We start from the raw sequence: 20,823 nt of genomic DNA, 5'->3' as shown, positions 1-20,823 counted from the left end.
TTTTTTTAACACAGTTTATTAAGCTTGTTGAGCTTTTTCTTCAGAAAGGAAGAACCATGTGTCTAATACTGAGTCTGGGTTAAGCGAAACAGACTCGATGCCTTGTTCCATTAACCATTTAGCTAGGTCAGGGTGATCTGAAGGACCTTGACCACAAATACCTACGTATTTGCCAGCTTTACGACAAGCATGGATTGCCATTGAAAGAAGTGCTTTAACGGCTGGATCACGTTCATCAAATAGGTGAGAAACGATACCAGAGTCACGGTCTAGACCGAGTGTTAACTGAGTTAAGTCGTTAGAACCGATAGAGAAACCGTCGAAATGTTCAAGGAACTGTTCAGCCAACAATGCGTTAGTTGGAAGTTCACACATCATGATCACTTTAAGACCATTTTCACCACGTTTGAGGCCGTTAAGTGCTAACAATTCAATAACACGTTTCGCTTCAGCAACAGTACGTACGAAAGGAATCATGATTTGAATGTTAGTTAAGCCCATTTCGTCACGTGCTTTTTTCAGTGCGCGGCATTCAAGTTCGAAGCAATCACGGAAGTTATCAGATACATAGCGGCTTGCACCACGGAAGCCAAGCATTGGGTTTTCTTCTTCAGGTTCGTATAACTTACCACCGATTAAGTTTGCATATTCGTTTGACTTAAAGTCAGACATACGAACAATCACTGGTTTGTCAGCAAACGCTGCAGCAAGTGTAGAAATACCTTCAACTAGTTTTTCAACATAGAATTCGATAGGAGATGCATAACCCGCAGTACGTGACATTACAGCAGCACGAGTTTCACGTGGTAGGCTGTCAATATTAAGCAATGCTTTAGGATGTACGCCGATCATACGGTTGATGATGAACTCAAGACGAGCAAGACCAACACCTTCGTTAGGAATTTGAGCAAAGTCAAATGCGCGGTCAGGGTTACCTACGTTCATCATGATTTTGAACGGAAGTTTAGGCATAGATTCGATAGAATTGCGTTGGATTTCAAAGTCCAAAGCACCTTCGTAAATAAAGCCTGTGTCACCTTCAGCACAAGAAACAGTCACTTCTTGACCGTCAGTCAATACTTCAGTCGCATTACCACAACCTACAATTGCAGGAACACCAAGCTCACGTGCAATAATCGCAGCGTGACAAGTACGGCCACCACGGTTAGTGACAATTGCAGCTGCACGTTTCATTACTGGTTCCCAATCTGGGTCAGTCATGTCAGATACAAGTACATCGCCGTCTTGAACTTTGTCCATTTCTTTGATTGAAGTCACAATACGAACGCGACCAGAACCAATACGTTGACCGATTGAACGGCCTTCACAAACTACATTACCTTTTTGCTTAAGTAGGTAACGTTCCATGGTGCCAACGTTTTGGCGGCTCTTCACAGTTTCAGGACGTGCTTGAACGATATAGATTTGACCATCATCGCCATCTTTCGCCCATTCGATGTCCATTGCTGAACCATAGTGGTTTTCAATGATCAATGCTTGTTTAGCAAGTTCTTGAAGTTCGTGGTCATTTAAAGCGAATTGTTGACGATCTGCTTTTTCAACGTCTACAACAACCACTGACTTACCTGCAGCACCTTCTTCACCATAAATCATTTTTTGGTGTTTAGAACCAAGGTTACGACGTAATACAGCGTGTTTGCCTGCATTTAAAAGTGGTTTAGATACATAGAATTCGTCAGGGTTTACAGCACCTTGTACAACCATTTCACCTAAGCCATAAGAAGCTGTGATGAAAACTGCGTCGCGGAAACCAGATTCTGTATCTAGTGTAAACATTACACCAGCTGCACCTGTTTCAGAGCGAACCATGCGTTGAACACCTGCAGATAACGCAACGACGTCATGTGCGAAGTTTTGGTGTACACGGTAAGAAATTGCGCGGTCGTTATAAAGTGAAGCAAATACTTCTTTAATCGCAATAAGGACGTTGTCGATACCACGGATGTTCAAGAAAGTTTCTTGTTGGCCAGCAAATGAAGCATCTGGTAAGTCTTCTGCTGTTGCAGATGAGCGAACGGCAACCGCGATATCAGGGTTGCCGTTTGAAAGAGCTGTGAAAGCCTCACGAATTTCTGTTTCAAGTTCAGCTGTAAGCGGAGTGTCTACAATCCATTGACGGATTTTTGCACCAGTTTCAGCAAGTGCATTTACATCGTCAACATTGAGTGCAGCAAGTTCAGCGTTAATTTTAGCGTTTAGGCCACTTTGCTCGAGGAATTCACGATATGCTTGAGCTGTAGTAGCAAAACCACCAGGAACAGATACACCAGCATTTGCGAGATGGCTGATCATTTCACCTAATGATGAGTTTTTACCGCCCACGAGTTCTACGTCGTGTTTCCCTAATTTTTCTAGACCAATTACGCGCGCTTCCAAAGTTGTTACTCCACTTTTGCAGTATTAATCACTATCTTGGCATGAAATTATAACAAATTACTTAGCATTCTAAATTTACTAAGTGACAGTCATGTAAGATGGTTTACTATAATGATTATATAGCACTAAGACAAATTTTGGAGGAGAATTTTAATGTCAGAAGGTAAACAGATTCAGCGTAGTGTTTTCTTTGTTTCGGATGGGACAGCGATTACCGCAGAAACGCTTGGTCATTCACTGTTAGCCCAGTTCCCTCATGTAGATTTTGACATTCATATTATTCCTTATATTACCTCTGAAGAAGCAGCTACAAATGTGGTTGCAGAGATCAATCTTAGAGCGCAGCAAGACGGTCAAAAGCCTTTGGTGTTTGACACCCTTGTAGACCCGTATGTACGTGACATTATTAATACTGCAAATGCGATAAATCTTGATGTTTTTGAAGGGCTTATTAGTAAACTGTCTGACGAGTTAGGTACTGCGCCTACGACTTTAGTCGGTCAAACCCATGCAGTAACAGATTCTGAGTCTTATAAAGCACGTATTGATGCGGTGCATTTTGCTTTAGATAACGATGATGGGGCACGTACTCGTCATTATGATAAAGCCGACTTAATTTTAATCGGGGTATCACGTTCGGGTAAAACACCAACTTCCATCTATCTCTCTTTGCAATTTGGTATTCGTGTAGCGAACTATCCGTTGACAGAAGAAGACTTGGATGACAACCGTTTACCTGCAGTTTTACGTGAGCATAAACATAAGTTATTTGGCTTGATGATTGATGCAGAGCGCCTTGTAGCAATTCGTTCAGAACGTAAGGCCAATAGCCGTTATGCAAGTTTTAGTCAGTGCCAGATGGAATTACGTGCGATTGAAGGTATTTATATTTCAGAAGGAATTAAATACTTAAACGTGTCGGAAATGTCGATTGAAGAAATTTCAACACGTGTTTTACAAATGACAGGACTGAAACGTCGCATTGGTTAAGTGTAAATTGAGCCACTTCGGTGGCTCTTTTAATGATAATAAATTACTGTATAAATTATATAAAAATAGTATTAATTTTTGACTTGTCATACTTTTAATGAATGATAAATATTTAAAATATTGATGAAAATTTTTCTCAACATTTAGACTTAAAATTTAAGCAAATTCTGTATTCAAATGTGTACCAATTTGATGAATTTTTTTGGCTGAAAATTTATAAAATATGGCCTAATTGACAGCTTCAATCTTTTAAAATAATCCGTGTATTGCTGTGTTTTTATCTATGAATTAAGCCTGAATAATCTACTTGATAAGAGTAGTGTATATACTAGATTTAGCACATACAGTTTAATATTTGATCATAATTTTAAAAAATACTGATTTAAATGCTAAAAAAATAGGCAGAAAATAGAATAAAAAATAATCAAACAGTCGCTTTTAGGTGTTAAATCTCAAGAAATGGCATCATTTATTTAATTGATGTGGGTGGGGAATGCTCGAATTGAGACTATTTAGGCTTTAAAAGCAGATATGAAGTGATATTAAAATTGGATTTTTAGCAGTTATTTTCTTATTGAATATAGATTAGAACATAAGTAAATGTCGGCTGAATATGAGCATCGGTATAAATTTTCCTACTTATAATTAGTCATTAAAAGAGTTGTGTAAGACAAAATTAAGAGACTGAAAATTTATTGGTTTGAAATAAAATTTTCATGAAGAATTGATCATAACTATTCAAAAATCGCACTTCTATAAATGAACTGTAGCTGATGATGCAGGTCGGAGGCATGATTTAAGTCTGAGCGCTGAAAAAGCATGTAGCACGATTAAAGCTATTTTCATTTATGGATTTTTAAGAATCCTTAGCCTTACCGAATAGAAGTATTCAATAACGTAGGGGATCTAGCAAAAGCCACCAGAGATGGCTATTGGTGTTGTGAGTTTTGATCAATCGGATAAATTCTAGTAATTGTCATGTGAAAATAATTGCAATGTAATTACTTTTCTTTAGGCTGGTTAGATTCGCTGCGCACAATGACATCACACTCAAACGTATGCTCATCTAAAGCCGTGATTGAATTACTCTGAATTTTTGCAATAGGCCAAGTGTTTAAGATGCAGTTGGGCTGCTGTAATGCTGCATAATAATGATCCGATTTTAGGAAGGTTTTGTTCTGAATTGCGGTATTTGGACTGAGTAAATGTCTTAACCAATGGTTCGGCACTTGATCTTCTAAAAAGCGAATCGCCAAAATACTCTTAATACGATTGCTAAATAAACGTCGATTTTTTGCAATCAGTGGATGTTGAATTAATTTATTCAATAGACGTTCAGTACGCGGTAAAACAAATTGCGGTTTGATTTGATAGACCATGATGTTATCTGCAACCTGACATAGATGATGTAGTTCAGAGACCACATGCTGATCTATCCCAATAATGGCGATTTTTTGATTCTTAAAGTCATAATCTTTGATCTGTTCTGAACTGATGATCGTTCCACGAAAGTGTTCAAAATCCTCTAGATGATTATTAAAAATATGGTGGGTTGCATCCTGCTTGTTGGCCATATTTATTCCTTGTCTTTTGTTTTTTTAGTTGAGTCTTAGATAGGAATATATTCTGTGATGGGCCAGTCGGGGTAAAGCGTTTTTTCAGTCTGATGAGTCATACAATTTGTCTAGAATTGATTTGCTTGGCCCTTGTCATTTATACATTTCTAGGAGTGAACTGATTTTTTTATGCGTTGTAGTTCATTAACCGCTCAAGCAGATCGATAAAACAATGAGCGACCTGCATGAACAGCTTTTGAGATCTATAAATTTTGTGAGTTTTAAAGTGGTTCATCATCTGATGAGTTATAGTCAAGCTGACTCGGGGTTGAATGCTTAAGTTCGGGTTGGTCGGTATGTGTACGTAAATAGTCCATATCACGAATATTTTTTTGTACAGCAACTGCACCAAACAAACTCATTAGGAAAGCCATCATGTAAAACCCTTTTTCACTTAATGCCAGTTCAGCATTCCATAGACCAAGGGCAAGAAGTACGAGGCAAATAATGACGGATGCCCAGCACAGTCCAAAGTAGATTGCAGTGACATGCATTCCTTCTAAACGGTCACGAATGATTTTTTGTAGTGAAACCGATGAAAATAATCCATAAAGCAATAAAATGAGATAAAAGCCTTTTTCATTCAGCATCATATTTGCATTGAATAAACCTATGCAAAACACTACAGCGCCTAAAATGAGTGCACACCAACTTGCTGCGATAAATGCGGGTGTGGGTTTATTAATATATTGGCTCATTTGCTTATTTTTCTCTTTGATTTGCTTATGTTTAATATTTATACAGGAATAAAAATGAGTAAAGCAATTATTTCGTTGAAGCAATGATGGTTTTTAAGTACAGGTTTGGTCGTTGTTAGCCGAAACCATATTATCTGTTGACTGCTATCCGTCTAAAGAACCACAAAACATGTAGTCACAATTCTGCCTTTAGACGGATTAAACGCTTGGATTAGATTATTAAGCTTAGAGTCTTAAGCGAGATCATTTTTGATTTGCATTAAACGTTCGAAATTTTCAATGCGCTTATCGGTATCGTAAATGTCGCAGGTGAAAATAAACTCATCAACGTCATATTTAGTGAGTAGGTTTTCTAAACCTGTTCGAACAGTTGCATTTGAACCGACTTGTCCCATAGCGTAGAAATTGTCGACAGACATCTTTTCTGCAGCAGACCATAAGCCTTGCATACTGTCGACTGGAGCTTTGAGTTTTAAACTTTGACCACGCATTAAACCTAAAACCCGTTGATAAGCACTCGTTGCTAGATATTCTGCTTCTTCATCTGTTTCAGCAACAACCGTTGGTACGCCCATAGAAACATAAGGTTGATCTAAATAGTCGGATGCTTGGAAAGTCTCACGATAGAGCTGAATTGCTTGTCCAAGCATGCGTGGTGCGAAATGAGAAGCAAAAGAATAGGGTAGACCTAAACGTGCAGCGAGTTGTGCACTGAATAGACTTGAACCTAGAAGCCATACAGGAACATGTGTATTTTGTCCCGGTGTAGCAATGATGCGCTGCTGTGGCTCAGGTGCTTTAAAGTATTGCAATATCTCAAGGACATCTTGTGGAAATTGATCTTCGGTTTCCTGACGGCCACGGCGTAAAGCGCGCATGGTGGTTTGGTCAGTACCCGGCGCACGACCTAAGCCGAGTTCAATACGGCCGGGATATAGCGTTTCAAGCGTGCCAAATTGTTCAGCGACAACCAAAGGTGCATGGTTGGGCAACATAATCCCGCCTGAACCGAGCTTGATGGATTGTGTATTTGCTAAGAGATAACCGAGTAAAACCGCAGTTGCAGAACTTGCGATGCCATCCATATTGTGGTGTTCGGCTAACCATAGACGCTCATAGCCAAGTTGTTCTGCTTTCTGTGCTAACTGGAGTGCATGTTTGAGTGAAAATTCGATGGTTTTATCATCTCGAACAGGTGCGAGTTCAAGTATTGAAAATTTTGTATCGGCTAGAGTACGCATGTTTTCTCTCAGAGATCTTTATATCGAAATAATACGATATAAAAAGCCGAATGTATATCGAATAAATTCGATATGGTGGTGGGACGCTGTAAAAAGTTAATTTTAGATATATCTAAAGTTTTTTATGAACATATTTCTATAAACAAAAAAAAGCACCCGAAGGTGCTGATTTTTTTCATTGAAATATATCGATTAACGTTTACCGTTTTTGTACCAACCTAAGTGACGACCATTGTCTCCACGGTAGCCTCGGTCGTTGTAGCTGTAATTATTGGTACGATAGCCACGGTTGTTATAACGACGGTCATAGCGATCATCATAGCGACGGTCTTCAGACACTTTTTTACCTAGTGCAGAACCACCGGCTGAACCAAGTGCAGCACCGATATAACCACCGTTTGTGCCGCCCATGTTTTTACCTACGGTATAACCACCCGCGCCACCAAGTGCGCCACCAATGATGGCACCATTACGGTCACGTTTGTTTGCTGATGCTGCAGCACCTGCACCACCACCAATTGCCGAACCAATCATTGCGCCAGTTTGGCCGCCAACTTGGTTACCGATTGCTGCACCAACTACACCGCCTAAAGCAGATGTTAATGCAGTATTGGTGCTATTACCTGCATGTGTTGCAGTCATAGTAAGTGCTGAAGCGGCAATTGCTGCACTGAATAGAATTTTATTAATTTTCATTTTTAAACTCCTTACGAAGCATGATGTTTATCTGTTGATATCAATATATGAAAACACATAGCAAATATTTGGAGCGTGATGTGAAATAAAATACGTGTTCCGTTGCTGCAATGTAAATTTTGCACTTTATTTCTACATGATTGATTACATGGATAGAGTGGATCAACTCTACATATTTGAGGTGCAATAAATAAAGTTGTACTTATCATTTGAAAAAAGGCGATACATAAAAAAAGCACCCGAAGGTGCTCTTTTCACGATCCAATAAGGACTCACTAATTTTGAATTAGTGACGACGACGGTAACGTTTTTTGTATTTACGTTCTTGGTGTTTGTCGTAAGCTTTATCTTTAGAGATTTTATTACCTAGAGCAGCACCACCAGCAGCACCTAGTGCAGAGCCGATGTAACCACCGTTTGTACCGCCCATGCTTTTACCAACGGTATAACCTGTACCACCACCTAAAGCACCACCGATTGCAGATTCTGTACGGTTACGTTTATTACTTGCTACCGCAGCACCACCAGCACCACCAAGAGCAGCACCAATTGTAGCGCCGGTATTACCGCCCATGTTTTTACCAATTGCAGTACCTGCAACACTACCTAATGCACTAGCTGCAGCAACGCGTGTTGTACTATCTGCATTTGCAGACACAGTGAACATAGAAGCAGTTGCTAGAGTGGCTGTCATTAAAAGAGTATTCAGTTTCATAGTTCACTCCATGTCCTTCATAAACGCGAGGACTTTTTCATAATCATTTCGATGGCAGTAAATGTAACAAAACTATTCGCTATAAATATGGAGAGCTTTCACTTTATTTAGTGATTTGAGTGTCTAGTTTGTATAATTTTTATTAATATTGTGAAAAAAACGGTCGAATGCTGAAAATCTGTACGACTTTGTGGAGAAAGGTAGGAGTGATGAAGTTCACATTTTGATATTTAGGCTCATAGATAGGCCAAAAAACAATAAATATGTCATTTCAGACCCATTATCGGTACACTAGCGCCATTATTTTGAATTTTGGCATATCCGTGAAAGTTTAGCGGTAGAGCCTGTGTATTGAGATTTTTTGAAAAATGAAAGAATCGTTACGTTTACGATTAGATCAGCTCTCTGACCGTCACGAAGAATTAAATGCATTACTCGCAGATGTAGAAGTCATTTCAGACAATAAACGTTTCCGTCAGTTGTCTCGTGAGCATAGTGATTTATCTGAAATCACTGAAGTTTGGAAAAAATACCGTCAAGCAGAAGAAGATATTGAAACTGCTGAAGTGATGATGACGGATCCAGATTTCAAAGAAATGGCCGTTGAAGAAATTAAAGAAAATAAAGCTTTGATTGGTCAGCTTGAAGTAGACTTAAACATTCTGATGATTCCAAAAGATCCGAATGATGCGAACTCTGCCTATTTAGAAATCCGTGCCGGAACGGGTGGTGACGAAGCTGCCATTTTCTCGGGTGACTTGTATCGAATGTACAGTAAATATGCTGAATCACAAGGTTGGCGTATTGAAGTGTTGTCTGAAAATGACGGCGAACATGGCGGTTATAAAGAAGTAATTTGCCTCATCAATGGTGAAGGCGTATATGGCCGCTTAAAATTTGAAAGTGGTGCGCATCGTGTACAGCGTGTTCCTGCAACTGAGTCACAAGGTCGTGTGCATACTTCGGCATGTACTGTTGCGATTTTGCCGGAAATTGATGTAGACACCAGTGTAGAAATTAATCCTTCAGAACTACGTATTGATACCTATCGTGCATCAGGTGCGGGTGGTCAGCACATTAACAAAACTGACTCTGCTGTACGTATTACCCATATTCCAACGGGTACAGTTGTAGAATGTCAGGACGAACGTTCACAACATAAAAACAAAGCCAAAGCGATGGCGCTATTGGTTTCTCGTTTAGAAAATGCTAAACGCGCAGCGGCAGATGCAGCGACGTCTGAAATGCGTCGTGACTTGGTAGGTTCTGGTGACCGTTCTGAGCGTATTCGTACCTATAACTATCCACAAGGTCGTATGACTGATCATCGTATTAACTTAACACTGTATAAGTTAGATGCAGTGATGGAAGGTGATTTGACTGAATTGCTAGATAGTTTGCATCGTGAATATCAAGCCGATCAGTTGGCATTATTAGCACAGCAGAATGGTGGCTAATGAATATTGCACAGGCTTTGGCCTATCGTGGTGAACCTGAAAGTTATGAACGTCAGGAAAATGCGTGGTTGTTAGAGCACATCACCAAGATTGATTCTTTTGATTTAATCATGAAAAAGGATCAAGAATTGACGGCAGAACAAGAACAACTCTATGTCGACAGTCTTGCTCGTATTGCAGCAGGTGAGCCTTTGGCTTATGTCACAGGTTCTCAGCCATTTTGGACGCTAGATTTAAAAGTGACTAAAGATACTTTGGTTCCACGTCCTGATACGGAAGTACTCGTTGAAACTGTACTCCGTTTAGAACTTCCTGAAGATGCTCGTGTGGTCGATTTAGGAACAGGAACTGGTGCTGTAGCCTTGTCATTAGCCAGTGAACGTCCAGATTGGTCAATTGTGGCTTCAGATATTTACGAACCTACCTTGGAAGTTGCTGAGTTTAATGCCAAAAAGCATGATCTTGAACATGTGCAGTTTGTCTTAGGTTCTTGGTTGAAACCTTTTGGACGTGCTTTCTTTGATGTAATTGTGTCAAATCCGCCGTATATCGATGCTGATGATGTACACATGAAAGATTTGGCGACAGAGCCTGAACGTGCTTTGGTTGCAGACAATCATGGACTTGCAGATCTTGAACAAATCATTCTTCAAGCTAAAAAACATTTGACTGTGCATGGTTGGGTGGTGCTTGAACATGGCTATGACCAAGGTGAAGCAGTCAGACATTTGTTCTTACAGGCTGGATATCGAAATGTTCGGACTGTAAAAGATTATGGTGGCAATGACCGTGTCAGCTTAGGTCAGTGGCAACATTGATTTGGTATTAGAGATAGTCAAAAATAAAGCGCATTGAATGCGCTTTATTTTTTTGTTTTTGATATTCGATCAATACTTACATTGGGTAGTCTTGTAAGCTATCGAAAACTTCAACTTGTTCTAAAGCTGATGTTTCTACTGCAAGACAGTAAGCAATAATTTTTGCAGTTGCATTGACTAAATTTTCATCTTTTAGATTCGCACCTGCTTGAATTGCTTCAATGTCATCCGCTTGGATATCCAGTGCATGAGCAACTTCAACTGCATTTTCAGTGCTAAAAAATTGTGAAATCAAATTTTGCAAATCGATATCTGCAACAGTTTTAAGCTGTTCGTGAAACAGTTCATCAATTGCGTCAATCTGAGTGAAAAGAGAATCTGAAAAGTTTTGAACAAGTTGTTGTTCAAGAACATCAATCATCTTAAGCATAGGAAAGCCTTTCAAGGAGATGCAGGAGAATTGAAAAATAAATAAGCAAAGTGCTTTAAATTGAGTGAAAAATAACCTAATTAGACTAAAGTAGCAATCGTTCAAGGATGAATGGTCAGTCTATTTATTGAATATTTTTAAGTTATTGATTTTCTATTAATTAGATGAATATTCAATTTATAAATAGCGAATATCAAATTCTAGGCCTTGAATTCAGGCGCATTATTTTGTCGATACGCACCGGGACTGACGCCTGTCCATTTTTTAAATGCCCGATGAAAAGCACTCGGATCATGAAAATTTAGTTCTTCACTGATATCTTGCAAACTTTTATCGGTATGGGTTAAAAAATCGATGGCAGTATCACGTCGGATATCATTTTTGAGTTGTTGATAACTCACACCTTCACTTTTAAGACGGCGATGCATGGTGGCTTCCGACATATTCATTTTGACCGCCAACTCATAAAACTCTAACCATTCGGCAGGAGAAACGTCTAACAGTTGTTTACGAATTTGGCTACTGAGCGCATACGGGTTTTTAAAGCGCACCAAAAGGTTTTCAGGCGTTTGTTGTAGGAATTGATACCATGAACGTGTGTCTTGTTTGATTGGCAGGGTTAAATAACTGGCATCTAGTTGTATATAGTTTTGACTGGCTTGGTAATGAATATTTTCACAAAAGCGAACTTTATAGTCGTGATCATCAAGCGGCGCATCACATTTGAATTGGATTTGATTTAACAAAATTCGTTGTCCACTCAGCCAGCACAGTAGCGTATGGATGAGCATTAAATAAGTTGCATAGCTGAACATGCGTTTAGGCGCTTGTTGGTCATAGATCACGATATAAGCAAAGTGATCTTCAATGGTTAAATCACTATGCAATTCATCTAAAACCAGATTTAAAAACTGCAAAATTTGCTTGAGTGCATCTCCCAAAGTGCTGTTATGCATGACCATTTTTGAAAGCAGTTTGAAACTACCACGTCGCATGGCATGCCGATCCATGCCAAAAAATTCATCATCCATCACATCTGCAAGATGAGTCCATAAAGCCGCATATTGTGAAACGGAAACTCTGGTTTTACTCGATAGCAGTAACTCAGAGGGAATACCCGCCTTTTGTAAAATAGCAGAAATATCAAATTGCTTTTTTTGCGCATCGTATAATGCTTCATGCACCAAGTCGATTGAAATCGTCCCTTTGCTGTATTCGAGTCCATGCTTCGGCATATGTGCGGATAGGTCCTTGTTCAGAATTGTCCAAATACATCAGAAAAGATGCAACATTTGGAAATTGTACTGAATAAATTCTCTGTTTACTCTGCATCTTAAGTCGAATTTAAAACAAGACATCGTAAATAGGGAATTGATATGGACATTAAAGGAAAAGTTTTTGTTGTGACTGGTGGTGCATCAGGACTAGGCGCTGCGACAGCAACACATCTGATTGGCCTGGGTGCAAAAGTGATTATTGTGGATATGAATCATGAGCATGGCGAAGCGATGCAACGTCAACTGGGTGATCATGCCAAATTTGTTCAATTGGATGTTACCGATGAACAAGCGGTCGGTACTTTCTTTGTACAAGTTGAAGCGGAATTTGGTCAACTTAATGGCTTAGTGAACTGTGCAGGTATCGCACCCTCTGCAAAAGTTTTAGGTCGTGACGGATTACATGATTTGGCGATGTTCCAAAAAGTATTAAATATTAATGTTTCAGGCACATTCAATATGCTGCGCTATGCGGCACAACTGATTGCTAAATATGAATTAAAAGCAGGTGAAGAAGAGCGTGGCGTAATTGTGAATACGGCATCGGTAGCGGCTTTTGATGGTCAAATTGGTCAGTCGGCTTATGCAGCATCAAAAGGGGCAGTGGTTGCAATGACATTACCTCTTGCACGTGAGCTTGCACGTGAGTCGATTCGTGTGATGACTATTGCTCCGGGCATTATGGAAACACCGATGCTCAAAGGCTTGGCACAAAATGTACAAGATGCTTTGGGGCAAATGGTGCCTTTCCCACCACGCTTAGCAAAACCACAAGAGTTTGCAAAATTAGTGACGCATATTTTTGAAAATGCTTATCTCAATGGCGAAGTGATACGTCTTGATGGCGCGATTCGTATGCAGCCTAAATAGTTATTTATTAAAACTGCTTATTCAGGCTTCTACGACGGAGTCTTATCGAGAATAACTTCGTTGACAGTAGCTCATCTCATTACTTTTGTTTCGGCAAAAGTAACCAAAACCATTGTCATTTGCAAAACTCGTCATCAAGTATTTATTGATTTATAGGTCGCAGAAACATTTGAGATTAATGGTGTCCTGCCTCAGACAGTTGCAAATGACGTCGTCGTGTATCCAACTTTGCTTTATACAGTTAAAGAATTTTTAATTCCGCAGTTATCCAACATTTAAAGCTATACACGCTATAAAAGATTTAGAAAAGGAAGTCTCATGATTTTAAATGATGAACAAAAAATGGTTCAAGACATGATGCGAAGCTATTCGCAAGAAAAACTGAAACCGACGGCTGCAGAGCGTGATAAAACGGCAGCATTTCCTGAACAAGAGCTAAAGGAACTTGGTGAGCTGGGTGCTTTAGGCATGACGGTTTCGGATGAATGGGGTGGTGCAGGTTTAGACTATGTGTCTTTGGTTGTTGCCTTAGAAGAAATTGCTGCGGGTGATGGTGCGATTTCGACAATTGTCAGCGTACAAAACTCACTGCCATGTGGCATTACACAGCGTTATGGTACAGAAGCACAAAAAGAAAAATACTTAAAAAAATTAGCCACTGGCGAATGGTTAGGTTGTTTTTGCCTAACAGAGCCACAAGTGGGTTCAGATGCGAGTGCATTGGAATGTAAAGCGGAGCGTGATGGTGACGAGTGGGTATTAAATGGCACCAAGCAATTTATTACCACAGGAAAACATGCCCAAGTAGCCTTGGTTTTTGCGGTAACGGATAAGTCTGCAGGTAAAAAAGGGATTTCGTGCTTTTTAGTACCAACGGATGCGCCGGGTTATATCGTATCGCGATTAGAAGACAAAATGGGTCAGCATTGTTCCGATACAGCAACTATTGTTTTAGATCACTGTCGTATTCCTGCAGACAGTCTTTTAGGCCAAGAGGGTGAAGGCTATAAAATTGCCTTATCAAACCTAGAGTCAGGTCGAATTGGCATTGCAGCGCAGTCTGTGGGTATGGCACGAGCAGCATTAGATGCAGCCGTTGAATATGCCAATGAACGCAAGGCATTTGGGGTGGAGATTGTTCAGCATCAAGCCGTGGCATTTCGCCTAGCAGATATGGCCACCCAAATTGAGGCAGCACGCCAATTGATCTTCCATGCAGCGACGTTAAAAGATGCAGGTTTTCCATGCTTAAAAGAAGCCTCGATGGCGAAACTTTTTGCATCGACGATGGCTGAACGAGTGTGTTCAGACGCCATTCAAATTCACGGTGGCTATGGTTATGTATCTGATTTCCCAGTAGAACGAATTTATCGTGATGTGCGTGTCAGTCAAATCTATGAAGGTGCATCGGACATTCAACGTCTGGTGATTGCACGTGAAGTAACCAAAGGATGTTGATTAAAAAATAGACTTTGGTCGATGTTCAAACCCTGCAATGGAGTTGATGGTTATGGAAATTGCAGGGGATATCCAAACATGGTTATCTAGGGATAGACAGTCTAAGAATAGATTGTTTAACAAAGTATAAGTTTCAAAACTAAAAAACCGACATTGCAATCGGTGTATGGAATAGCAGTAAAGGCGGATGTGGCAAAGGATTCGTCACGGTTACGCAGCGGTACAACAACAAGATTAATAAACCTCAAAGTTTTGCACTTTGAATCATAGAGAACAGGATAGGAATTGTCGTCATGAAGACACTAGAACAAGCATATCGTGATTTTAATTTTGAAAAGATGGTTATAGAACAATTGGTCGGTACGCCAAGTTCAATCAATGCTTATGATGAATGTTGTGGGCGCTATGTTGGGCAAAATCGAACTGCGCTGATTTGGGAAGGTAAAACTGGTGAATCTGAGCAATGGACTTTTGAGCAATTAGATTTAGCTTCTGCACAATTGGCAAATTATTATCGGCGCATTGGATTGAAAGCAGGTGATTGCATTGCAGGTCTATTACCCCGTACAGCAGAGTTATTGATCACCGTATTAGCAACATGGCGTATAGGGGCAATTTATCAACCGTTGTTTACTGCATTTGAGTCCAAAGCGATTGAACATCGGGTGCAAACTGCGGGAACAAAGCTGATTGTAACCAACACCGAACAACGCTCAAAACTTAATCACATTGATTTACCGCATATTTTAACTGTACATGCCGATCAAGCAATTCAGACAGATCCTGACTTTTGGTCAGAGCTACAACTTCATGACACCACATTTAACTCAGTACCGCGTTCATTTGATGATGAATTTTTAATGATGTTTACCTCAGGGACGACGGGTTTAGCCAAGTCTGTACCTGTGCCACACAAAGCGTTGTTGGCATTTAAAGGTTATATGACACATGCAGTTGATTTGCGTGAAGAAGATTCATTTTGGAATTTGGCAGATCCGGGTTGGGCTTATGGTTTGTACTATGGAATTGCAGGGCCTTTAAGTTTAGGGCACAGCATTATTATGGATGAACGGGCTTTTAGTGTTGATCATGCACTTCAAGTCATTAAAAAATATAAAGTCAGTAATTTGACCGGTTCACCAACGGCATTTCGTATGTTCTTTGGGTTTAAAGAAAAATTTGATGCATCCATAAAATCACATTTACGGGTTGTGAGTAGTGCAGGAGAGCCACTAACGCCCGAAGTGATTCAATGGTTTAATCACGATTTAAACGTCAATATTTATGACCAATATGGGCAAACAGAACTCGGTATGGTGATTGCAAATCATCATGCTTTAGAACACTACAAAAAAGTGGGTTCAGCCGGTTTTGCGATACCGGGACATCGTTTCGCGGTGCTCAATAAAGACCATCAAGAAATTGAACGCGGTGGCATTGGAACATTGGCATTAGACTGGTCACAATCATCACTCATGTGGTTCACGGGCTATGGTGGCAATAACCGTAAAGCCTTTGTTGGGAACTATTATTTAACCGGTGATACAGTTCGTTTAAATGAAGAAGGTGGCATTGATTTTGTTGGTCGTGCTGACGATGTCATTACAACGTCAGGCTATCGTGTAGGGCCTTTCGATGTGGAAAGCACATTATTAGAGTGCGAAGAGGTTTTAGAATCGGCAGTTGTCGGTAAGCCTGATCCTGAGCGTACAGAATTGGTCAAAGCTTTTGTGGTATTGAAACCACAATATCAAGCAAGTTCAGAACTCATGGATAAGCTACAAGCCTATGTGCGATCTCGTTTATCCAAGCATGCTTATCCAAAAGAAATTGAATTTGTAGATGGGTTGCCTAAAACATCGAGTGGAAAAATCCAACGTAATCTGTTGAAACAACAAGAAGTGGCCAAAGCGCAATTAATGCAAAAGGTCAGTTAAGTTTAGGCTGAGATAGATTAAAGGAAAGGCTGCGTAAATGCAGCCTTTTTTGATTTGCTTATTTAAGTTGGATAATAATTATTTTTGAGTTTGCAATTTTAATGCTGAGACATCGGTAAATGTTTTGGAAAGCTAATGAGGCAAAGCTGTGCAGAAATAAGTGCACAAGCAAACATGATTGTGACTAAACCTAAGCTGCCAAAATTACTAAATTTACCGGTTAAAGTTGTAATGATCGCACCAAAGCCAAATTGTAAAGCACCTAATAATGCAGATGCTGTACCAGCATTTTTATGCTGAAACATAAGAGACAAATGGCTTCCGGTAGGCATAATGAAACCTAAAAGTGCAACGGCGATAAATAGTGCGCTACAGAAGAATATTAGATTTGAATAGCCTGAGCATTGTGCAAGGAGCAATACAGCCATAATGAGTAAGAAACTGCTGTTCATGATTTTATAGGCATTCAGTGGTCCAAATTTTTCATGCACTTTGGGGTTAAAGATTGCAGCAGCAATTAAACCAAATGCATTGAATGCAAAGAGCAGGCTAAATTGGGTAGAACTCAACTGATACTCACTGATAAATACACTGGCTGAACCAGCGATATAGGCAAAGAAGCCAGCTTGTGCAATACACAGTGTGAGTGAGTAAATGATGAACTTACGATCCCTGATAATTTGCCCATATAATTTGATGGTTTGTGAGAGCTTGAATTGTTGACGCAATTCCACTTGACGTGTTTCAGGGAGTAGCATTGCAACGGCTGCCAATACAATCGCGGCATATACGGCTAAAAAAATAAAAATATTTCGCCATGAACCTAAAGCCTGTAAGCCATCGCCAATTAGAGGTGCAGCCACCGGTGAAAGGCCTAATATCGCCAAAACCATTGACATCATTTTGCCCATTGCCGGGCCTTGAAACTGATCTTTGATAATCGCAAAGGCAATCACCATCCCAATTGAACCACCTAAACCTTGAATAAAGCGAATCCATTGTAATTGTTCAACGCTTTGTGCAAATGTGCAGCCGATCGAGCCTAAAATATAAATCCCTAAACCTAAGTAAATAAGCGGCTTACGGCCAAATTTATCCGATAGTGGGCCATACATCAGCTGGCCAAGCATTAAACCCACAAAAAATGTCATCAAACTCAGTTGGATCGCACCTTCGCTACTCCCTAAAGATGTTGCCATAATGGGAATGCTTGGTAGGTACATATCAATACCTATCGGGCCGATGGTTGCGAGTAATGCAATGAGTATGGGCATTGCACGTGTATTTGATGCTGTCATAATGTGGTTGGATCTTGTGGAAAGCAGCGCATTCTGAAACTTATCGGTTTCCTAAGTCAAAGAGAGCAGCATTGGCAAAACTAGGCCGTCCTTTGGTCATGTCGGCAGAACAGCGGCGTGCAGAAATTTTTTCTATTGCAGAACAACTCTTTGGTGAGAAGGGCTTTGAAAATGTCACCATGTCTGAAATTGCGACCGCAGCAGGTATGTCTAAAAAAACGCTATATGTGTATTTTTCTGATAAACGTGAACTGCTTATTTCATTGGTTGAGTCGTCCTATATCTGGACTGAAGATGCTTTTGATGCCAATAGTTTAGATCGTGTGTTGGCCTTGCAGAATCAGTTGAAGAAAATCGCTGAGCATGTCCTGTCCGAGCGGCATATTAAGTTGTGCCGACTGGCGATCGCAGAGCGTGTTGGTGTTGATGGAATAAGTGATACTTTTTATGAAAAAGGTATCGCCAAAAGCCGAGATCATTTGATTCATACTGTGAGTCATATTCCAAGTGCCCAATTTGTATTGAACTTAAATGCAGATATCATGGCGGATATGTTATTTGGTGCAACCATTTCGAAGCCTTTCGTCGATTTACTATTTTTAAATCAGCAGATCGATATGCAGCAGGTAAATACGGCAATTGAACAAAGTATTCAGGCTTTGTTTAAAATGTGAATGCCTAAATTTTCATAGCAAAATTGAATATTTATTTTCGTCCTTATCTTTGGATTGCTCGTTATAATGGCCTCGGTTTTATGTTTTAAATGAGATAGCAGAACATGGATGCACAGCTCGATCTAGATTCAGACATGGAATTAAGTGATGATGAAATGCATCTATACAGCCGTCAAATATTGCTTGATGGTTGGGACATCGATGCGCAAGAGAAGCTAAAACTTGCCAATGTACTCATCGTGGGGTGTGGTGGAATTGGTTGTACTACAGCCGAATTATTGGCACGTGCAGGCGTTGGCCAAATCACTTTGATCGATGCAGATCGCATTGAAATCAGTAATTTGCAACGACAAATCGCGTATATCGAACACGATGTAGGTTTTTATAAAGCTGAAATTTTGGCTAAACGTTTACAAACGATTAACCCGTATATCCGTGTGCAAAGCTATACCTCAAAATTAGATGAAAGCAACGCAAAGGCATTGATTTCACAGCAAGATTTGGTTCTCGACGGTTGTGATAATTTCAGTACACGGTATTTGGTTAACGCAAGCTGTGTGGAAAATAATGTGGCGCTGATTAGTGCTTCAGCGATCGGCTTTCAAGGGCAGTTATTTATGGTTGAAGCCGATGCTGCCTGTTATGAATGTTTATTTCCAAAAGAACAGCATGCCAATGAAAGTTTGCGCTGTGCAGACTCGGGTGTACTTGCAACTACACCAAATGTTATGGCAAGTTTGCAAGCACATCATGCCTTACTCTATTTGGGTTTGGGGACGACAGCACTGAAACAAAAGCTTTTGTTGTGGGACGGTCGGTCAATGAAGCAAAAAATTCTCGCTTTTGAAAAAGATCCCGATTGTCCAATCTGTCAGGCAAGATAAAGCAGCAAGTCCTTATTTTTTTGCTACACTCACGTTAATTATTTTTTTCTAAGACATTATGAAAAACAATATCTGGTTAGATGGAATTCGCTCGGTTGCCCGAATGGGTGAGACCGCAGTCGTTGCGGCAAAAGCCGGCTTTAAATATGCAACTGAAAAACCAAGTAACGCAAAATTAATGCGTGAAACTTTTGAATCACTAGGTTCAACCTATATTAAATTGGGTCAATTTATTGCCAGTACACCTTCTTTATTTCCACGTGAATATGTAGAAGAGTTTCAAGGTTGTTTAGATCAGACACCGTCATTGCCGTTTAGTTATGTGCAGCAGGTATTGGCTTCAGAATTTGCTGGCCGTAATTTAGATGAAATATTTGCTTCAATTGATGAAAAGCCTTTGGCTTCTGCATCGATTGCACAGGTACATGCCGCTAAATTGGTCACTGGTGAAAATGTTGTTATTAAGGTGCAAAAACCGGGTGTCGAGACGATTCTCTATACAGATTTAAACGTCTTACATTGGGCTACTAAACTGGTCGAAAAAGCTGTACCCAAAGTCAAATTTGCTTCACTTGCAGATATCGTTGAAGAAATTAAAGTTCGCATGGTACGTGAGGTGGACTTTATTGAAGAAGCTCAAAATCTTGATGACTTTGTGAACTATCTGAATGTAACTCAAAACAAAGCCGCAACAGCACCAAAAGTTTATCACCAATATTCAACACGTCGCGTCTTAACCATGGAGCGTTTATACGGCGTACCATTGACCGATTTTGATGTGGTCAAGAAAGTCGCTAAAGATCCATCGCAAGTTTTGGTGACAGCGATGAATACATGGTTTGGCAGCTTGATGTTATGTAATAGTTTCCATGCAGACTTACATGCAGGCAACCTGATGTTGCTTGAAGATGGTCGAGTTGGATTCATCGATTTTGGTATCGTGGGCCAGTTGAAACCTGAAGTGTGGACAGCATGTATTGCGTTTATGGATGCCCTACAAAAAACTGACTACAACTTGATGGCTGAAAACATGCTAAAAATGGGCATGACGGCTGTCAAAATTGACACACAAGTCTTAGCTGCCGACTTAGAGCGCTTATTTAGCGGTGTGCTTTTGGCCGATCCGCAAGAGTTATTAACCTCAAATCCTGCCGATTTGAATGACATCATGATGGATATGGTACAAGTCGGAGAGCGTCATGGTATTCGCTTCCCACGTGACTTCGCTTTATTATTCAAACAAATGTTGTACTTCGATCGCTTTATGCGCATCCTTGCGCCATATACTGATATTTATGCAGACCAGCGTATTCAGATGGTGCAGACTATGGATCCTAATTTATTGTTGAAGCAATAATTTAGCCGCA

General features: G+C 40.1%; 18 protein-coding genes. 9 read left to right on the top strand and 9 right to left on the bottom strand.

The genetic code is table 11. The annotated features are described in order from the left end of the window. Window positions 1-18: 18 nt before the first annotated feature. Window positions 19-2,397, bottom strand: a complete 2,379-nt coding sequence (ppsA, locus tag FTU36_RS02445; RefSeq protein WP_180116739.1) for a phosphoenolpyruvate synthase — start codon at window positions 2,395-2,397, stop codon at window positions 19-21. 153 nt (window positions 2,398-2,550) lie between these two features. Here ppsA and FTU36_RS02440 point away from each other — a divergent pair, with 153 nt between their 5' ends. Then, window positions 2,551-3,387, top strand: coding sequence for a pyruvate, water dikinase regulatory protein (locus tag FTU36_RS02440; RefSeq protein ID WP_078193964.1), 837 nt, complete (start codon window positions 2,551-2,553; stop codon window positions 3,385-3,387). A gap of 1,001 nt (window positions 3,388-4,388) precedes the next feature. Here FTU36_RS02440 and FTU36_RS02435 read toward each other — a convergent pair. The 5 genes from FTU36_RS02435 to FTU36_RS02415 all read right to left on the bottom strand — a co-directional run bounded on the left by FTU36_RS02435 (window position 4,389) and on the right by FTU36_RS02415 (window position 8,353). Next, window positions 4,389-4,961: a flavoprotein gene (locus tag FTU36_RS02435; protein WP_180004943.1), complete on the bottom strand. Its 573-nt coding sequence runs from the start codon at window positions 4,959-4,961 to the stop codon at window positions 4,389-4,391. Between the two features lie 263 nt (window positions 4,962-5,224). Continuing rightward, complete coding sequence (yiaA, locus tag FTU36_RS02430; RefSeq protein ID WP_180116738.1) at window positions 5,225-5,701, bottom strand: inner membrane protein YiaA; 477 nt, start codon at window positions 5,699-5,701, stop codon at window positions 5,225-5,227. 233 nt (window positions 5,702-5,934) lie between these two features. Then, window positions 5,935-6,942 carry an LLM class flavin-dependent oxidoreductase gene (locus FTU36_RS02425; protein WP_180116737.1) on the bottom strand — a complete coding sequence of 336 codons (1,008 nt, stop codon included), beginning with the start codon at window positions 6,940-6,942 and terminating at the stop codon, window positions 5,935-5,937. Between the two features lie 192 nt (window positions 6,943-7,134). Next, window positions 7,135-7,638, bottom strand: coding sequence for a hypothetical protein (locus FTU36_RS02420; protein WP_180026414.1), 504 nt, complete (start codon window positions 7,636-7,638; stop codon window positions 7,135-7,137). Window positions 7,639-7,924: 286 nt separating this feature from the next. Next, window positions 7,925-8,353 (bottom strand): glycine zipper domain-containing protein, encoded by a 429-nt coding sequence (locus tag FTU36_RS02415; RefSeq protein WP_078193959.1) that lies wholly within the window; start codon window positions 8,351-8,353, stop codon window positions 7,925-7,927. A gap of 368 nt (window positions 8,354-8,721) precedes the next feature. Here FTU36_RS02415 and prfA point away from each other — a divergent pair, with 368 nt between their 5' ends. Together prfA and prmC are read left to right on the top strand one after the other, a co-directional pair. Beyond that, window positions 8,722-9,810, top strand: coding sequence for a peptide chain release factor 1 (prfA, locus tag FTU36_RS02410; RefSeq protein WP_180116736.1), 1,089 nt, complete (start codon window positions 8,722-8,724; stop codon window positions 9,808-9,810). After that, the gene (prmC, locus tag FTU36_RS02405) at window positions 9,810-10,628 is read left to right on the top strand and encodes a peptide chain release factor N(5)-glutamine methyltransferase (protein ID WP_180116735.1); all 819 of its coding nucleotides are present in this window, start codon (window positions 9,810-9,812) and stop codon (window positions 10,626-10,628) included. The genes prfA and prmC overlap by 1 nt, the downstream gene beginning before the upstream one ends. A 76-nt stretch (window positions 10,629-10,704) precedes the next feature. On the opposite strand, the gene FTU36_RS02400 is transcribed toward prmC, so the two are convergent. Next, window positions 10,705-11,058 (bottom strand): hypothetical protein, encoded by a 354-nt coding sequence (locus FTU36_RS02400; protein ID WP_180026411.1) that lies wholly within the window; start codon window positions 11,056-11,058, stop codon window positions 10,705-10,707. 200 nt (window positions 11,059-11,258) lie between these two features. Next, complete coding sequence (locus FTU36_RS02395) at window positions 11,259-12,293, bottom strand: AraC family transcriptional regulator (protein ID WP_180040374.1); 1,035 nt, start codon at window positions 12,291-12,293, stop codon at window positions 11,259-11,261. Window positions 12,294-12,434: 141 nt separating this feature from the next. Between FTU36_RS02395 and FTU36_RS02390 the strand changes: the two genes are divergently transcribed. The 3 genes from FTU36_RS02390 (at window position 12,435) to FTU36_RS02380 (ending at window position 16,600) form a co-directional block, all read left to right on the top strand. Then, entirely contained in the window at window positions 12,435-13,205 is a 771-nt protein-coding gene (locus FTU36_RS02390) for an SDR family NAD(P)-dependent oxidoreductase (RefSeq protein WP_180116734.1), read from the top strand. 318 nt (window positions 13,206-13,523) lie between these two features. After that, window positions 13,524-14,663 carry an acyl-CoA dehydrogenase family protein gene (locus FTU36_RS02385; RefSeq protein ID WP_180116733.1) on the top strand — a complete coding sequence of 380 codons (1,140 nt, stop codon included), beginning with the start codon at window positions 13,524-13,526 and terminating at the stop codon, window positions 14,661-14,663. Between the two features lie 293 nt (window positions 14,664-14,956). Beyond that, on the top strand, window positions 14,957-16,600 hold the full coding sequence (locus FTU36_RS02380; protein WP_180116732.1) for an AMP-binding protein: 1,644 nt from the start codon (window positions 14,957-14,959) through the stop codon (window positions 16,598-16,600). Between the two features lie 98 nt (window positions 16,601-16,698). Here FTU36_RS02380 and FTU36_RS02375 read toward each other — a convergent pair whose 3' ends face one another. Next, window positions 16,699-17,898 carry a multidrug effflux MFS transporter gene (locus FTU36_RS02375; protein WP_257224778.1) on the bottom strand — a complete coding sequence of 400 codons (1,200 nt, stop codon included), beginning with the start codon at window positions 17,896-17,898 and terminating at the stop codon, window positions 16,699-16,701. A 71-nt stretch (window positions 17,899-17,969) separates the two neighbouring features. Here FTU36_RS02375 and FTU36_RS02370 point away from each other — a divergent pair, with 71 nt between their 5' ends. From FTU36_RS02370 to FTU36_RS02360, 3 genes are all read left to right on the top strand, one after another. Further along, window positions 17,970-18,572, top strand: coding sequence for a TetR/AcrR family transcriptional regulator (locus FTU36_RS02370; protein ID WP_180022024.1), 603 nt, complete (start codon window positions 17,970-17,972; stop codon window positions 18,570-18,572). Window positions 18,573-18,676: 104 nt separating this feature from the next. Continuing rightward, on the top strand, window positions 18,677-19,456 hold the full coding sequence (locus FTU36_RS02365; RefSeq protein WP_180116731.1) for a HesA/MoeB/ThiF family protein: 780 nt from the start codon (window positions 18,677-18,679) through the stop codon (window positions 19,454-19,456). A gap of 58 nt (window positions 19,457-19,514) precedes the next feature. Beyond that, the gene (locus FTU36_RS02360; RefSeq protein WP_180040380.1) at window positions 19,515-20,813 is read left to right on the top strand and encodes an AarF/ABC1/UbiB kinase family protein; all 1,299 of its coding nucleotides are present in this window, start codon (window positions 19,515-19,517) and stop codon (window positions 20,811-20,813) included. Window positions 20,814-20,823 lie beyond the last annotated feature (10 nt).

It is taken from the genome of Acinetobacter sp. YH12096 (genome assembly GCF_013419215.1).
In the GTDB taxonomy this organism is placed as follows: Bacteria; Pseudomonadota; Gammaproteobacteria; order Pseudomonadales; family Moraxellaceae; genus Acinetobacter; species Acinetobacter amyesii.
The sequence above is the reverse complement of the archived record's forward strand: the minus strand, read 5'-3'. Positions and strand labels throughout refer to the sequence as shown.

Excerpts from the sequence above, each read along its gene's own strand:
- FTU36_RS02390 (WP_180116734.1), top strand. The coding sequence starts at position 12,435 with ATGGACATTAAAGGAAAAGTTTTTGTTGTGACTGGTGGTGCATCAGGA.
- FTU36_RS02365 (WP_180116731.1), top strand. The coding sequence starts at position 18,677 with ATGGATGCACAGCTCGATCTAGATTCAGACATGGAATTAAGTGATGAT.
- FTU36_RS02425 (WP_180116737.1), bottom strand. The coding sequence starts at position 6,942 with ATGCGTACTCTAGCCGATACAAAATTTTCAATACTTGAACTCGCACCT.
- prmC (WP_180116735.1), top strand. The coding sequence starts at position 9,810 with ATGAATATTGCACAGGCTTTGGCCTATCGTGGTGAACCTGAAAGTTAT.
- FTU36_RS02360 (WP_180040380.1), top strand. The coding sequence starts at position 19,515 with ATGAAAAACAATATCTGGTTAGATGGAATTCGCTCGGTTGCCCGAATG.
- FTU36_RS02375 (WP_257224778.1), bottom strand. The coding sequence starts at position 17,898 with ATGACAGCATCAAATACACGTGCAATGCCCATACTCATTGCATTACTC.
- FTU36_RS02420 (WP_180026414.1), bottom strand. The coding sequence starts at position 7,638 with ATGAAAATTAATAAAATTCTATTCAGTGCAGCAATTGCCGCTTCAGCA.
- FTU36_RS02400 (WP_180026411.1), bottom strand. The coding sequence starts at position 11,058 with ATGCTTAAGATGATTGATGTTCTTGAACAACAACTTGTTCAAAACTTT.
- yiaA (WP_180116738.1), bottom strand. The coding sequence starts at position 5,701 with ATGAGCCAATATATTAATAAACCCACACCCGCATTTATCGCAGCAAGT.
- prfA (WP_180116736.1), top strand. The coding sequence starts at position 8,722 with ATGAAAGAATCGTTACGTTTACGATTAGATCAGCTCTCTGACCGTCAC.
- FTU36_RS02385 (WP_180116733.1), top strand. The coding sequence starts at position 13,524 with ATGATTTTAAATGATGAACAAAAAATGGTTCAAGACATGATGCGAAGC.
- FTU36_RS02395 (WP_180040374.1), bottom strand. The coding sequence starts at position 12,293 with ATGCCGAAGCATGGACTCGAATACAGCAAAGGGACGATTTCAATCGAC.
- FTU36_RS02380 (WP_180116732.1), top strand. The coding sequence starts at position 14,957 with ATGAAGACACTAGAACAAGCATATCGTGATTTTAATTTTGAAAAGATG.
- FTU36_RS02440 (WP_078193964.1), top strand. The coding sequence starts at position 2,551 with ATGTCAGAAGGTAAACAGATTCAGCGTAGTGTTTTCTTTGTTTCGGAT.
- FTU36_RS02415 (WP_078193959.1), bottom strand. The coding sequence starts at position 8,353 with ATGAAACTGAATACTCTTTTAATGACAGCCACTCTAGCAACTGCTTCT.
- FTU36_RS02435 (WP_180004943.1), bottom strand. The coding sequence starts at position 4,961 with ATGGCCAACAAGCAGGATGCAACCCACCATATTTTTAATAATCATCTA.